General features: G+C 63.1%; 11 protein-coding genes. 4 read left to right on the plus strand and 7 right to left on the minus strand.

Features of this window, described 5'->3' with window-relative positions; all coding sequences use genetic code 11:
* The first annotated feature begins 20 nt into the window (after window positions 1–20).
* Window positions 21–1,817: an AAA family ATPase gene (locus CKO42_RS11645; RefSeq protein WP_200244028.1), complete on the plus strand. Its 1,797-nt coding sequence runs from the start codon at window positions 21–23 to the stop codon at window positions 1,815–1,817.
* Between the two features lie 3 nt (window positions 1,818–1,820).
* Here CKO42_RS11645 and CKO42_RS11650 read toward each other — a convergent pair whose 3' ends face one another.
* Window positions 1,821–2,456 (minus strand): TolB family protein, encoded by a 636-nt coding sequence (locus CKO42_RS11650; RefSeq protein ID WP_200244029.1) that lies wholly within the window; start codon window positions 2,454–2,456, stop codon window positions 1,821–1,823.
* Between the two features lie 83 nt (window positions 2,457–2,539).
* On the opposite strand from CKO42_RS11650, the gene CKO42_RS11655 reads away from it, so the two are divergent.
* Complete coding sequence (locus CKO42_RS11655) at window positions 2,540–4,327, plus strand: AAA family ATPase (RefSeq protein WP_200244031.1); 1,788 nt, start codon at window positions 2,540–2,542, stop codon at window positions 4,325–4,327.
* 39 nt (window positions 4,328–4,366) lie between these two features.
* Here the strand turns inward: CKO42_RS11655 and CKO42_RS11660 are convergent, their stop codons facing one another.
* A complete protein-coding gene (locus CKO42_RS11660) occupies window positions 4,367–4,528 on the minus strand; it encodes a hypothetical protein (protein ID WP_200244032.1) in 162 nt (53 codons plus the stop codon).
* A 332-nt stretch (window positions 4,529–4,860) separates the two neighbouring features.
* On the opposite strand from CKO42_RS11660, the gene CKO42_RS11665 reads away from it, so the two are divergent.
* Window positions 4,861–6,996 carry an NAD(+) synthase gene (locus CKO42_RS11665; protein WP_200244035.1) on the plus strand — a complete coding sequence of 712 codons (2,136 nt, stop codon included), beginning with the start codon at window positions 4,861–4,863 and terminating at the stop codon, window positions 6,994–6,996.
* A 105-nt stretch (window positions 6,997–7,101) separates the two neighbouring features.
* Here CKO42_RS11665 and CKO42_RS11670 read toward each other — a convergent pair whose 3' ends face one another.
* Window positions 7,102–7,701: a hypothetical protein gene (locus CKO42_RS11670; protein WP_338034904.1), complete on the minus strand. Its 600-nt coding sequence runs from the start codon at window positions 7,699–7,701 to the stop codon at window positions 7,102–7,104.
* 6 nt (window positions 7,702–7,707) lie between these two features.
* Window positions 7,708–8,790 (minus strand): hypothetical protein, encoded by a 1,083-nt coding sequence (locus CKO42_RS11675; protein WP_200244036.1) that lies wholly within the window; start codon window positions 8,788–8,790, stop codon window positions 7,708–7,710.
* A gap of 206 nt (window positions 8,791–8,996) precedes the next feature.
* Between CKO42_RS11675 and CKO42_RS11680 the strand changes: the two genes are divergently transcribed.
* Window positions 8,997–9,644 carry a DUF938 domain-containing protein gene (locus CKO42_RS11680; RefSeq protein ID WP_242479319.1) on the plus strand — a complete coding sequence of 216 codons (648 nt, stop codon included), beginning with the start codon at window positions 8,997–8,999 and terminating at the stop codon, window positions 9,642–9,644.
* Window positions 9,645–9,807: 163 nt separating this feature from the next.
* Here the strand turns inward: CKO42_RS11680 and CKO42_RS11685 are convergent, their stop codons facing one another.
* The 3 genes from CKO42_RS11685 to CKO42_RS11695 all read right to left on the minus strand — a co-directional run bounded on the left by CKO42_RS11685 (window position 9,808) and on the right by CKO42_RS11695 (window position 13,187).
* Window positions 9,808–10,317, minus strand: coding sequence for an Hsp20/alpha crystallin family protein (locus tag CKO42_RS11685; protein ID WP_200244037.1), 510 nt, complete (start codon window positions 10,315–10,317; stop codon window positions 9,808–9,810).
* 103 nt (window positions 10,318–10,420) lie between these two features.
* Entirely contained in the window at window positions 10,421–11,467 is a 1,047-nt protein-coding gene (locus tag CKO42_RS11690) for a hypothetical protein (protein WP_200244038.1), read from the minus strand.
* Between the two features lie 139 nt (window positions 11,468–11,606).
* On the minus strand, window positions 11,607–13,187 hold the full coding sequence (locus CKO42_RS11695) for a peptide chain release factor 3 (RefSeq protein ID WP_200244040.1): 1,581 nt from the start codon (window positions 13,185–13,187) through the stop codon (window positions 11,607–11,609).
* Between the last annotated feature and the right edge of the window lie 30 nt (window positions 13,188–13,217).

Genomic DNA, 13,217 nt, shown 5'->3' on the forward strand with positions numbered 1-13,217 from the left:
CCAATACTCGGTTATTCACCATGAAATTCCCCTACGGCACCGCTGATTTCCATGCCATTCGCTGCGAAGGCTACTACTACGCCGATCGCACCGACCGCATCCGCACGCTGGAAGACGCGGGCAAACAGCTGCTGTTTCTGCGCCCGCGCCGTTTCGGTAAGACCGCCTGGCTGACCACGCTGGAGAACTACTACGACCTCGCCCGGGCCGCGGAATTCGACGAGCTGTTTGGGCCGCTTGCCATCGGTCAGAACCCCACCGCGCGGCGCAACCACTACTTCGTGCTGCGCTGGGACTTCTCCATGGTCGATGCCAGCGGCAACCTGGCCGAGATTCGCCAGGCACTGCATGATCATCTCAACAGCCGAGCGCGCGCCTTTTTCGCGCGTTATCGGAATCAACTGGGCGACTGGCCGCTGACGCTGCAACCCGAAAACGGGGTGGTCGCGCTCGAATCCACCATCAGTGCGGCGCGTGCGAGCGGCCATGATCTCTACCTGCTGATCGACGAGTACGACAACTTCGCCAACGAACTGATGCACGGGCGCCGCGCCGATTACGACGCCTTAGTCTCCGGCGAAGGCCTGCTCAAGACGCTCTTCAAGGCGGTCAAATCCCTGGCTTCGGGCCAAGGCATCGATCGGGTCTTCATCACCGGTGTCTCGCCGGTGGTGCTGGCCGACATCTCCAGCGGCTACAACGTCTCCAAGGATCTGAGTCTCGACGCCCGGTTTGTCGACCTGTGCGGCTTCAGCGAGGGCGAAATCGCCGCTGTGCTGAACCAGCTCGGCGTCGAGCAACAGCGCAATCCCGCCTGGTCCGCGCGCATGCTCGAGACCATGCGGATCTGGTACAACGGCTACCGCTTCGGCTACGAGCCCGGTCCGGGTCTCTATAACCCGACCCTGGCGCTGTACTTTTTCGAGGCCTTGGCCACCACCGGCGCGCCACCGCGCGAGATGCTCGATAGCAACCTGGCCATGGATCGCAACCGCATCGACTTCGTCGCCCGCCAGCCGCATGGGGAGGAACTCATCGGCGCCGCGCTTGATCCCGAGCACCCGCCGGTCATCGCCAGCCTGGCGCACCGCTTTGGTGTTGAAGACCTGCGCCGTGCGCCCAGGGATGCGCCTTATCTCGGCTCGCTGCTGTATTTTCTCGGCGCACTGACGCTCAGGGACCAGACCCCATTCGGTGAACTGGTGCTGGGTATTCCAAACCTGGTCATCCGCAAGCTCTATGTCGAGAAATTCCGTGATCAGCTGTTCCCCAACTATCCCGAGCGCGAAAGCCTCACTCAGGCCGCCAAGGCCCTGTACGCGGAGGGAAAACTCGCCCCTTTGGTTGAGGTACTGGAAGCCAACCACCTGCGCGTCTTCGATAACCGGGACTATCGTTGGTCAAATGAGCTGACGGTCAAGACCGTCTTTCTCATCGCCCTGTTCGCCGACATTTTCTACGTCATGGATTCGGAGACCGCCATCGAGCGCGGCCATGCCGATCTCTCGCTGATCGTGCGCGAGGAGATGCGCCGCTTTGCGCTGCTCGATCACCTGTTCGAGTTCAAATACCTGAGCCTGCAGGACCTCGGCGACACCGCCGAGACCCTGCGCGCGCAGTCGCGCGAGGCGCTCATAACCCAGCCCAAGGTGGCCGCCTGCCTGGATGCGGCCGAGGCCCAGCTGGCCCGTCATCGCCAGGGTCTGGAGCAGGCCTATGGTGAGCGCCTGCGGCTCCACACCCATGCCGTGGTCGCGCTCGGCTTTGAGCGCCTGCTGTGGCGGAGTTGCTCGGGTGCGCCGGCGGTAGCGGGTTAACGGTTAACGTAGGTGGCCTGCCGCGAGTGGATTATCTAGCACGATCGGCTCGGCCTGTCCGGGCAGGGACCAGAACAGGGTATCCGCCTCGGGCGAGAACCTCGGGCGCACTGAATCGCTAGCAGTGGCGAGCGCTTCAGGACAGGCCTGACGATGGTAGACCTCGGTGCTGCGGTCAAAGACATGCACCTGGCAGCTCTGCGCCTTCTCGGACACCGTCTCCTCTAAATAGGCCACAAAGCGCCCATCGGCACTGATAACTGGATGGTGGTTATCCAGCGCCGCGCCTGTAGGGGTCTCCGCCAAGCTCAGGGTGCGATGGTCGCTGGCATCGAGCAGGTTTCGGGTCTGCACCGAGCGCAGCCCGGAGGGGGCTTGCTGGTCGAAGACCACATCGCCACCACTGGCATCGATGCCGGGATGGGCTGAGGCGTACTCGGCCTCGGTCAGGCGTTGTGTGTGTCTGAAGGCGATGTCATGCAGGAAGATGTCGCTCACCCCGTTGCTGTCGCCTGAGACCAGGTTATCGGCGGCGCTCTCGAAGACGATCAACTCACCCGTGGCATCGACGGCTGGAGCGCGGCTGGGACCGTTCCCGGCCTGGCCAATGACTTCAGCGAGCGGCTGCCGCCTGAGCAAGAAACCCCGCGCCCTATGCACAGATGTGATGTCGCTCGGCTGCTTCTATACTCACCGCAGGCCTCGCTGCTCAGATAAGCACCATGAAATTCCCCTACGGCACCGCTGATTTCCACGCCATTCGCTGCGAAGGCTACTACTACGCCGATCGCACCGACCGCATCCGCACGCTGGAAGAAGCGGGCAAGCAGCTGCTGTTTCTGCGCCCGCGCCGTTTCGGTAAGACCGCCTGGCTGACCACGCTGGAGAACTATTACGACCTCGCCCGGGCCGAGGAATTCGACGAGCTATTTGGGCCGCTTGCCATCGGCCAGAACCCCACCGCCCGGCGCAACCACTACTTCGTGCTGCGCTGGGACTTCTCCATGGTCGATGCCAGCGGCAATCTGGCTGAGATTCGCCAGGCACTGCATGATCATCTCAACAGCCGAGCGCGCGCCTTTTTCGCGCGTTATCGGGATCAACTGGGCGCCTGGCCGCTGACGCTGCAACCCGAAAACGGGGTGGTCGCGCTCGAATCCACCATCAGTGCCGCGCGTGCGAGCGGCCATGATCTCTACCTGCTGATCGACGAGTACGACAACTTCGCCAACGAACTGATGCACGGGCGCCGCGCCGATTACGACGCCCTGGTCTCCGGCGAAGGCCTGCTCAAGACGCTCTTCAAGGCGGTCAAATCCCTGGCGTCTGGCCAAGGCATCGATCGGGTCTTCATCACCGGTGTCTCGCCAGTGGTGCTGGCCGACATCTCCAGCGGCTACAACGTCTCAGAAAACATCAGCTTGGATGCGCGCTTCGTCGATTTATGCGGCTTCAGCGAAGCCGAGATTGCGGCCGTGCTCGGCCAGCTCGCCGCCGAGCAGCAACGCGACCGGGATTGGTCGGCGCGCATGCTCCAGACCATGCGGGTCTGGTACAACGGCTACCGATTCGGCTACGAGCCCGGCCCTGGTCTCTATAATCCCACCCTGGCGCTGTACTTCTTCAAGGCCCTAGCCACCACCGGCGCGCCACCGCGCGAGATGCTCGATAGCAACCTGGCCATGGACCGCAACCGCATCGACTTCGTCGCCCGCCAGCCGCATGGGGAGGAGCTCATCGGCGCCGCGCTGGATCCCGAGCACCCGCCGGTCATCGCCAGCCTAGCGCACCGCTTTGGTGTTGAAGACCTGCGCCGTGCGCCCAGGGATGCGCCTTATCTCGGCTCGCTGCTGTATTTTCTCGGCGCGCTGACGCTCAGGGACCAGGACGCGATGGGACGTCTGATGCTGAGCATCCCCAACTTGGTGATTCGGAAACTCTACGTTGAGAAGTTCCGCGACCAACGCTTTCCCAACTACCCCGAGCGAGAGCACCTGCGCGCCGCTGCCGAAGGCTTTTACAGCAGCGGCGAGCTCGCCCCTTTGGTTGAGGTACTGGAAGCCAACCACCTGCGCGTCTTCGATAACCGGGACTATCGTTGGTCGAATGAGCTGACCGTCAAGACGGTCTTTCTCATCGCCCTGTTCGCCGACATCTTCTACGTCATGGATTCGGAGACCGCGATCGAGCGCGGCCATGCCGATCTCTCGCTGATCGTGCGCGAGGAGATGCGCCGCTTTGCGCTGTTCGATCACCTGTTCGAGTTCAAATACCTGAGCCTGCAGGACCTCGGCGACACCGCCGAGACCCTGCGCGCGCAGTCGCGCGAGGCGCTCATGGCCCAGCCCAAGGTTGCCGCCTGCCTGGATGCGGCTGAGGCCCAGCTGGACCGTCATCGCCAGGGTCTGGAGCAGGCCTATGGTGAGCGCTTACGTCTGCACACCCATGCCGTGGTCGCGCTCGGCTTTGAGCGCCTGGTGTGGCGGAGTTGCTCGGGTGCGCCGGCGTGAGCCGGTGAGACGCCACTACCGTTGCAGCGCGTGCGGATGCTACTTGACCGAGGCGTGGTCGATGGAGACACCGAGCTGGCCATAGAGCGTCGGGCCGCTGTGATCGCTGGCGGTGTCCACAGCCTGAGGTTGGCTCGCGCAGGCGGTGAGGAGCCCGATCAACAGTGTCGAGAGGATGAAGGTCAGCGTGCGATGGATCATTCTGCGAGCCTATTGCGGTAGAGAGGTCCGTTGGGTGCGGCCTCGACATGATGTCGCGTGATGTTGTGACGTAGCAAGAAGAGGCTCGCGCAGAGGCGCAGAGGCGCAGAGGCGCAAAGGAAGAAAGGGCTTGCTCGATGTTCCCGGTGCGCTTCTCTTGTCCTTCTCTTCTTCTCTGCGCCTTTGCGTCTCTGCGCGAGATCTGTTTTTCTTGTGTCGTCTACGCGATATGGCACCATCAGATTGACATGATGCGGAGGCCGCACCCGGTCGGTTCATCTTTAAGCTGATTGGAGACCGATCTTCAGACTGCTCGCTAGGAACATAACGCATTGAGCGATTTCTTCAACCTCTATCAGCAAGGCCTGGCCAGGGCCGCCGTCTGCGTGCCCGAGGTGCGGATCAGCAACCCGCCGGCCAATGCAGAGGCGACCATCAGGCTCGCCCGTCGCGCCCATGACGCCGGTGCGCTCATCGCCCTGTTTCCAGAGCTAGGCCTCACTGCTTACAGCAACGACGACCTCTTCCATCAGCAAACCCTGCTCGATGCCGCCCTTGCGGCGCTCGCGCAAGTGGTTGAGGCCAGCCGCGTGCTGCGACCACTGATCGCGGTGGGGCTGCCGTTGCGCATCGATGGGCGCCTGTTCAATTGCGCGGTCGCCATCCATGCCGGTCGCATCCTCGGGGTCACACCCAAGTCTTATCTACCGAGCTATCGTGAGTTCTATGAGAAGCGCCAGTTTGCCGCCGCCGATGCGCTGCTCAGGCCTGAGATGGCGTTGCTCGGCCAAGCCGTCCCGATTGGGACCGACCTGCTGTTCGAGGCCAGCAGCCTGCCCGGCCTGGTCCTCCACATGGAGCTCTGCGAAGACCTCTGGGCGCCAATCCCACCCAGCACCTATGCCGCCATGGCCGGCGCCACGGTCCTGCTGAATCTGTCCGCGAGCAACATCACCATCGGCAAGGCGAGCTATCGCAATGACCTCTGCGCCGCTCAATCTGGCAAGTGCATCGCCGCCTATCTCTACTCCGCCGCAGGCCCGGGTGAGTCGACCACCGATCTGGCCTGGGACGGCCATGCCCTGATCTTCGAGCAGGATCGGCTGCTAGCCGAGTCCGAGCGCTTCCCGAACACCGAGCAGATGATCAGCGCCGACATCGATCTGGAGCGGTTGCAACAAGAGCGCCTGCGCGCGACCAGTTTTAGCGACAGCATCCGCGCCGAGCGCGAGCGCCTGCAATCAATGCGCCGGGTGCGCTTCAGCCCCGAGCTGCCAAGCGGTGATCTCGGCCTGCGGCGCGCAATCGCTCGCTTTCCCTATGTGCCGGCCGAGAGCGCCGAGCGCGACGCGCAGTGCTACGAGGCCTACAACATTCAGGTCCATGGTCTCGCCCAGCGCCTGCGCGCCACCGGGATCAACCGGATCGTGATCGGCGTCTCGGGCGGGCTGGATTCAACTCAAGCGCTGTTGGTTGCCGCGCGCACCATGGACCGGCTTGGGCTGCCTCGCGGCAATATCCTCGCCTACACCCTGCCCGGCTTTGCGACCAGCCGTGAGACCCGCGCAAACGCCCTAGCGCTGATGCAGGCCTTGGGCACTAGCGCTGAGGAGATCGACATCCGGCCGTCCTGTCGGCAGATGCTCGCGGATCTACGCCATCCCTTCGCCGACGGCGAGCCGGTCTATGACGTCACCTTCGAGAACGTCCAGGCCGGCGAGCGGACCTCGCACCTGTTTCGACTCGCCAACCATCACAACGCCTTAGTGCTCGGCACCGGTGACCTCTCCGAGATCGCACTCGGCTGGTCGACCTACGGCGTCGGCGACCAGATGTCGCATTACAACGTCAATGCATCGGTGCCCAAGACCCTGATCCAGTACCTGATCCGCTGGGTCATCGCCAGCGACCAGTTCGACGCCCACACCAACGCCCTGCTGCAAGCGATCCTCGATACCGAGATCTCGCCCGAGTTGGTGCCGGCGGATGCCAACTGGGACAGTACCGATGCAAAGACGGCAAGCGCTGATGCGCATGCGGCAACGACCGATGCGAAGACGGCAACCGGAGTATCAACAGCCAGCGGCCTACAGAGCACTGAGGCCAAGATCGGCCCCTACGAGCTGCAGGACTTCAATACCTACTGGATCAGCCGCTACGGACTGCGACCAAGCAAGGTCGCCTTTCTAGCCTGGCACGCCTGGCACGACAAGACCCGAGGCCTTTGGCCCGGGAACCTGCCCGAGGCACGCCGCCACCAATACGACCTCGCCGAGATCAAGCGCTGGCTCGAGGTGTTTCTGTTTCGCTTCTTCCAGATCAGCCAGTTCAAGCGCAGTTGCATGCCGAACGGCCCCAAGGTCGGCTCCGGCGGCTCACTCTCGCCGCGTGGCGACTGGCGCGCTCCTAGCGATGCCGAAGCAAAGATCTGGCTTCAAGAACTGCGCGAGAACGTGCCTGATCTTTGATCCGCAAGCATGGGCAGTCACCGGATTCCTATCCTCATGAGTAGGCAGCCCGTTCCGTGGCACCAACCCAGGCCCTGCCGGTCCTTGAGCTGCTGCCCTGACTAGTCAGTCGGTCGCGTTCTTGGGCTTCTTCCGCCGCCGGACCACCCCCGACGTCTGCGCCTCAAGCGCTGGGAGCTCTTCGGCAGAGGACGCGATCAACCGCTCGTTGTTCAGGGTTGCACTCTGGATGCGCAGGCGCTTCTCTTGGCGAACGCGGAGGCCATAACCGGCCGCTGCACCACCGGCGGTGGCGATCGTGAGCAGCCCAAGCGTCAGGAACTGGGCGAACATCATCGCCACTCCGACCCCGACCACGCCACCCACCGCAACCCCGGTGCGCAACTTAGCACCACCCGAATCCTTGCTCTTGCGCGCCGCCAGCTTGACCTTCTCGCGCTCGGCCTGCATGCGCAGCTTCTCGCGCTCGCGGACATGTCGCTTATTCTGTTGCGCTAGGGTCTGCTCGCGCACGGTGCCAACCACGGAATCGAACCAGAGCGCCACCAAGAAGCCCAGCAACGCGGCGACGCCGGCAAAGAGATAGACCGTCTGCTCGAGATCGGTCATCAGTGCCGTATAGGTCAGCAATGCCGTGGCTGACTGCAGCAGCAGAATGCCGATCATGAATCGAAGTAAACCGCTCAGTCGTCCGCCCAAGATCACACCTCCTCAAAAAGTCGCAGCCGCCGACGCAAGGCTCCGGCCGGGCTCACCGATCAGCCAAATCCAGGTTCCCGAAGGCGGCGGCGCAGCACCAGTATCGAGGCGCCGATTGGGAAACATGCCCTGCACCCGGCGTCCAATCGCCGACAGGCTCTCCGGGCGACCACGCAGCTCGCCGGGGATGGGTCGGTCATAAGCGTCGATCAGCGAGTACATGTATTCAGGCCCAAGCCTGTGGAGGTCGACGATCAGCAGCGGCACCTGCGCTGACATCGGGATCAACGCCGGTCGCAGGCTGGAGACCAGGAACGGGCCGCTCGAAGACTCGAGCCTGTCCGCCAACTCGACATGACCAAACACGCGCAGTTGCCGAGCCAGCGCCACCTGCATCTGCAATGAGAGCCCGGGCAGCGCCCGCTCCGCCAGCGAGGCAGCAGATGATCCAGCGTCGGAAGCCTGTTCAGCCTCTGACCCCGCATCAGAAGATAGTCCAGCATCGAACTGACCATCGAGCAAAGGATCGACCTGGACCAAGAAGCCATGCTGCCCGCGCGCCGCGCCCGACTCAGCAGGGTCTCCTAGCACATAGGTCTCGATCACGCGCAGCAGCTCATCGTAGGCCGCCGCTTCGGTACCCGGCTGCGGCCCAACCGGGCCACCGAGGACAAAGGTGTAGAGATCGTAGCCGGGGCGCGCATCCGCATAGAGCTCTGCGAGGCTGTTGGCGCGCTCAGTCTCGACATTGCTCGATGAGGGAAGATAGGCCATTGCGTAAAGCACGCCCTGATCGAACACATCGTTATCGAATAGGAGGCCTGCGTTCGGGAAGATCGGCGGCTCGCCAGATCCTTGCTGGCGCTCAGGGCCGCTCGTCTCGAAGGTGACTGAGGCCGCGGCACTGCCGACCGAGCCCGAGTCAAGTCTGCCACCCGATACACTCGCCCCGTCCTCCAAGACAGTCGCACGGCCTGCGCGCATCTCGCCCGGCGCCTCGAGCGCATCGCTGCCAGCATCGCGCAAGCCACCAGCGGCGCAGCCCGCAAGCAGCGCGACGCTGATCAGCACAGGGCTCAGGAGCGTTCCACGCATCGATGTCTCATCACGGAGGTCACGGAGGTTTATCAGGGGGCAATGCGGTTAATCAGGGGGCAATGCGGTCTATCGGGCTAGAATCCGTGAACGGCCAGCAGACGCGCATCATAGCTGATCCGCGCCCCCGGCATCAGCGCCGACTCAGGATGCCAGTTGCGAAAGCCACCCTCGAGCCTTAAATCACCGACACAACGGCGGCAACGATGATCTTGGCCCGCCGGCAAACCGAGCGAGCGGCCTCAGGCATGATGGACAAACCCTTTTCTCCTTCCAGCGAGGAGAACAAACAGCCGATCCTTGAGGTCATTGCGCCAAGGCTCACCTCGGCGCGCTCGGTGCTCGAGATTGGCAGCGGCACCGGCCAGCACGGCGTCCACTTCGCCGCTGCCTTGCCGCAGTTGCGCTGGCAATGCACCGATGTGGCCTACCACCTGCCCGGGATCAGGCTGTGGATCGAGGAGGCAGGACTGCCAAACCTGCCTGCCCCGCTGGAACTCGACGTCGATGCCGACTGGATCGACGCGTTCAGCGGCACTGACTATGACGCGATCTATAGCGCCAATACCGCCCATATCATGTCATTGGCGCAGGTTGAGCGGATGTTTACCGGCGTCGGCGCACTGCTACCAAGCGAGGGCCTGTTCCTGCTCTACGGACCCTTTAGCGTCGATGGCCAGCACAACAGCGAGAGCAATGCCCTCTTTGATCGCTCACTGCGCCTGCGCGACTCCCTCAGTGGTGTCCGCGACCTGCGCGATCTCGAGCGCTTTGCCGCTGCTGCCGGTCTCGCACTCGAGGCCGATATCGCCATGCCAGTGAACAACCGCACCCTGCTCTGGCGCCGGCGCTAAGATCAAGAAAAAGCAGATAAACGAAGCCCGGCCGAACTGCCGGGCTTAGGCCATGAAACCGCGAGCAAACCGCCAGCAACCGTCCGCTGCTGCGATGCTCCGGTCGCATCAGCTCAGGTTACGGCCAGCCCACTGGCGATCGCTTTGCGGCTCAATTGACCTCTCACTTGACCTCGATCTTCTGCCGCTTCGTCTCCTCTCGCTTCGGCAGATGCACTTCGAGGATTCCGTTCTTGAAGCTCGCATCAACTGCCTCGGTGTTGAGGCCTGTCGGCAGCCGGATGCTACGACTGAAGGCACCGTGAACGATCTCGGAACGGTAGAGATGATCACCTTCCTGAGTCTCCTCATGCTGGCGCTCACCATGAATGGTCAGCAGATCGCCGGCCAAGTCAAGGTGTAGATGCTCCTTATCGATACCCGGTACCTCCGCACGGATGAGCAGTTCGTCATCCCGATCCACCATGTCCACACGCGGAACACGGATATCAAGATCAGGCTGGAACGGTGCCCAATCCGGCCACAGGCTCCGAAACGGCTGCAGCACACCTCGGTTCATCATGCGATCGAAGGCGCGATCCATATCGTCGAGCCAACGATTCTCCCGTACTTGCAGCGTTTGCGCCTGTTTTCTCCCAGTCTCTTTCTTCAGTGATTTCTCTTTCGTGCTCATGCTAGTCCTCCTACTTGCTAGTCCTCCTACTTGCTGCCTCCTACACCTTAAACATAGATCAGAGAAGACCAGGTGGCAAGGTCAGGATAGATCAGGAAAACCCTTATTGAACAACGGACTGAGAGGCAACACGCTGCGACAGCGAAGGGCCACGACGCCAGAACTGGCGGAGCCCACCCCGGGTCAACTGCCAACGGCGACCATCGCAGAGATCGAGCTCGATGGCAGCGAGCTGGCCCGCGCGCAAGGCGGCGAATGCGCCCTCCAAGCGGGTCTCCAAACGCGCCGCAGCCACCGTCCAGAGCTCGGCATCGGCGTCGAGCATGCCGTCTGACATCTCATCGGCAACCATCAAGGTGCCAGGCTGATCGACGGGCGCCGCGGCTGACAAGACCTCGAGCCCGGCGGCCGCCGCCAAGCCCCGCGCCAAGGCATGATCAGTGCAGAGTCGCGACCAGCATCGCGAGCGATTCGGCTCCAACGCCAGCGGCTGCCAGTGCCCAGCGCCCGAGATCCAGAGCGCATTCACCGCCGGTCGCCCACGCTCCTGCCGCGCCTGGTTGACCGGCGACTGGAACAGCAGCATCTGCAGCTCGGTCATCAGCGCAGCCCAACGGCGCGCGTCCGGGCCAGTCGGCAAGAAGCCATCGATGTGGCGCCCGATCACAGTCTCGAGCGGATGCGTCTCGATCTGCGGCGACTCGGCCAGCTCCAGGTACCAGCGCGAGGCCACCGGCGCCACCAGCCGCAGTCCATCGTCGACAAGATGCGCGTTGACCTCCTGGACCAGCGCATCGGCTTCCGCCTGGCTGATGCCAAGATGGCGAGCATCAAACAACCGCAGCTGATCGCGATCCGGGCGCAGATGAACTGGATCGGCCTGCAGCACCACGCCCTGTCGATCCCAGCTCGGGGCATCCGCGGCGCGCGCATAGGGCGCACTCGACGCCGCACCGAACAGCTGCAACAAACGCTGTGTCAAGCCAGTTGGCTCGACCTGGGCCTTAGCATGCGGCGACCGACCGCGCTTGAGCAGCAGGTCGAGCACCGGTGTTGCTGGGACTTGCTCAGGCAACAGCGGCACCGGACCCAGCAGACCCGGCGCAAGCACCCGTAACCCCGCCTGGGCCCCCTGGTCATGCTCGGTCATCATTGCACCTCAGTCAGGCTTGATGGATAGCAACAGCAAGGATCTGTTTCCATCCGTGTCCATCCGTGGTTCTCAGTCTTTAGGACGAGGGTATGAGGTTTATCGGAAATCGTTTAACGCCCTTGGCAAACCTCAAACCTCAAAGCTCACGCGTGGCGAGGAAGCGGATCTCCGGCCAACGCTCCTGGGTCAGGTCGAGATTGACCCGCGTCGGTGCCAGGTACACCAGCTGATCGTCGCCATCCAAGGCCAGGTTCTCGTAGGCCTTCTCCTGGAAGCGCGCAAGCATCTTCGGGTCATCGCACTCGACCCAGCGGGCGGTATTCACGCTGACCGCCTCAACCACCGCCTCGACCCCGTATTCGCCCTTGAGCCGATAGGCGGCCACCTCGAACTGCAGCACACCGACCGCGCCGAGGATGATGTCGTTGTTCTTCAGCGGCCGAAAGACCTGGGTCGCGCCCTCCTCACACAGCTGTAGTACGCCCTTCTGCAAGGCCTTGGTCTTCAGTGGGTCTTTGAGCACCACGCGCCGGAACAGCTCGGGGGCGAAATAGGGCACACCCTCGTACTTGAGGTCTTCGCCCTCGGTGAAGGTATCCCCGATCTGGATGGTGCCATGGTTGTGCAGGCCGATGATGTCGCCCGGCCAGGCCTCCTCGACCTGCCGCCGCTCGTCGGCCTGGAAGGTGATGGCATTGGCCACCTGCACCGACTTGCCGATGCGCACATGGCGCATCTTCATGCCCTTCTTGTAGCTACCCGAGCAGACACGCAGGAAGGCGACGCGGTCGCGATGCGCCGGGTCCATGTTGGCCTGGATCTTGAAGACGAAGCCTGAGAATTTCGGCTCGCTCGGCTCGACCGGCCGCTCACGGGTCGTCCGCGCCAATGGCGGCGGCGCGTACTCGACGAAGGCATCGAGCAGCTCCTTGACACCGAAGTTGTTGATCGCCGAGCCGAAGAACACCGGCGTCTGCTGACCGGCCAGGTAGTCATCCAGATCCAGAGGATGGCTCGCGCCTTGCACCAGCTCCAGTTCCTCGCGCAGCTCATCGGCCTGGTCGCCAAGCAGTTCGTCCATGCGCGGGTTGTTCAGCCCCTCGATCACCTCGCCGGATTGGATGTGACCGCCGTGTGTCGCACTGAATAGATGGGTGCGATCATGGCGCAGGTCGTAAACGCCCTTGAAGCGTTTGCCCATGCCGATCGGCCAGGTCACCGGCGCGCAGCGGATCTGCAGCACGTTCTCGATCTCATCCAAGACCTCAATCGCATCCCGCCCCTCGCGGTCGAGCTTGTTGACGAAGGTCAGGATCGGTGTGCTGCGCAGCCGGCAGACATCCATCAGCTTGATGGTCCGCTCCTCGACGCCCTTGGCGACATCGATCACCATCAGGGCCGAGTCGACCGCGGTCAGGGTGCGATAGGTATCCTCGGAGAAGTCGCCATGGCCCGGGGTATCGAGCAGGTTGACGATCGACTCATGGTAAGGAAACTGCATCACCGAGGAGGTGACCGAGATGCCGCGCTGCTTCTCCAGCTCCATCCAGTCGGAGGTCGCATGGCGCGCCGCCTTGCGGCCCTTGACGGTACCCGCGAGCTGGATGGCGCCGCCGAATAGCAGCAGTTTCTCGGTTAAGGTGGTCTTACCGGCATCTGGATGCGAGATGATCGCAAAGGTACGCCGGCGGTGGAGCTGTTCTTCCAGCTGGGACATGATCTCTAGCTGCCGTGGTTGGCGCGTCGC

Source organism: Lamprobacter modestohalophilus, assembly GCF_016583905.1.
GTDB lineage: Bacteria > Pseudomonadota > Gammaproteobacteria > Chromatiales > Chromatiaceae > Lamprobacter > Lamprobacter modestohalophilus.

What these genes read in the sequence shown, in the direction of transcription:
- CKO42_RS11645 (WP_200244028.1), top strand. Translation starts at nt 21, where the DNA reads ATGAAATTCCCCTACGGCACCGCTGATTTCCATGCCATTCGCTGCGAA.
- CKO42_RS11655 (WP_200244031.1), top strand. Translation starts at nt 2,540, where the DNA reads ATGAAATTCCCCTACGGCACCGCTGATTTCCACGCCATTCGCTGCGAA.
- CKO42_RS11660 (WP_200244032.1), bottom strand. Translation starts at nt 4,528, where the DNA reads ATGATCCATCGCACGCTGACCTTCATCCTCTCGACACTGTTGATCGGG.
- CKO42_RS11675 (WP_200244036.1), bottom strand. Translation starts at nt 8,790, where the DNA reads ATGCGTGGAACGCTCCTGAGCCCTGTGCTGATCAGCGTCGCGCTGCTT.
- CKO42_RS11680 (WP_242479319.1), top strand. Translation starts at nt 8,997, where the DNA reads ATGATCTTGGCCCGCCGGCAAACCGAGCGAGCGGCCTCAGGCATGATG.
- CKO42_RS11685 (WP_200244037.1), bottom strand. Translation starts at nt 10,317, where the DNA reads ATGAGCACGAAAGAGAAATCACTGAAGAAAGAGACTGGGAGAAAACAG.
- CKO42_RS11690 (WP_200244038.1), bottom strand. Translation starts at nt 11,467, where the DNA reads ATGACCGAGCATGACCAGGGGGCCCAGGCGGGGTTACGGGTGCTTGCG.
- CKO42_RS11695 (WP_200244040.1), bottom strand. Translation starts at nt 13,187, where the DNA reads ATGTCCCAGCTGGAAGAACAGCTCCACCGCCGGCGTACCTTTGCGATC.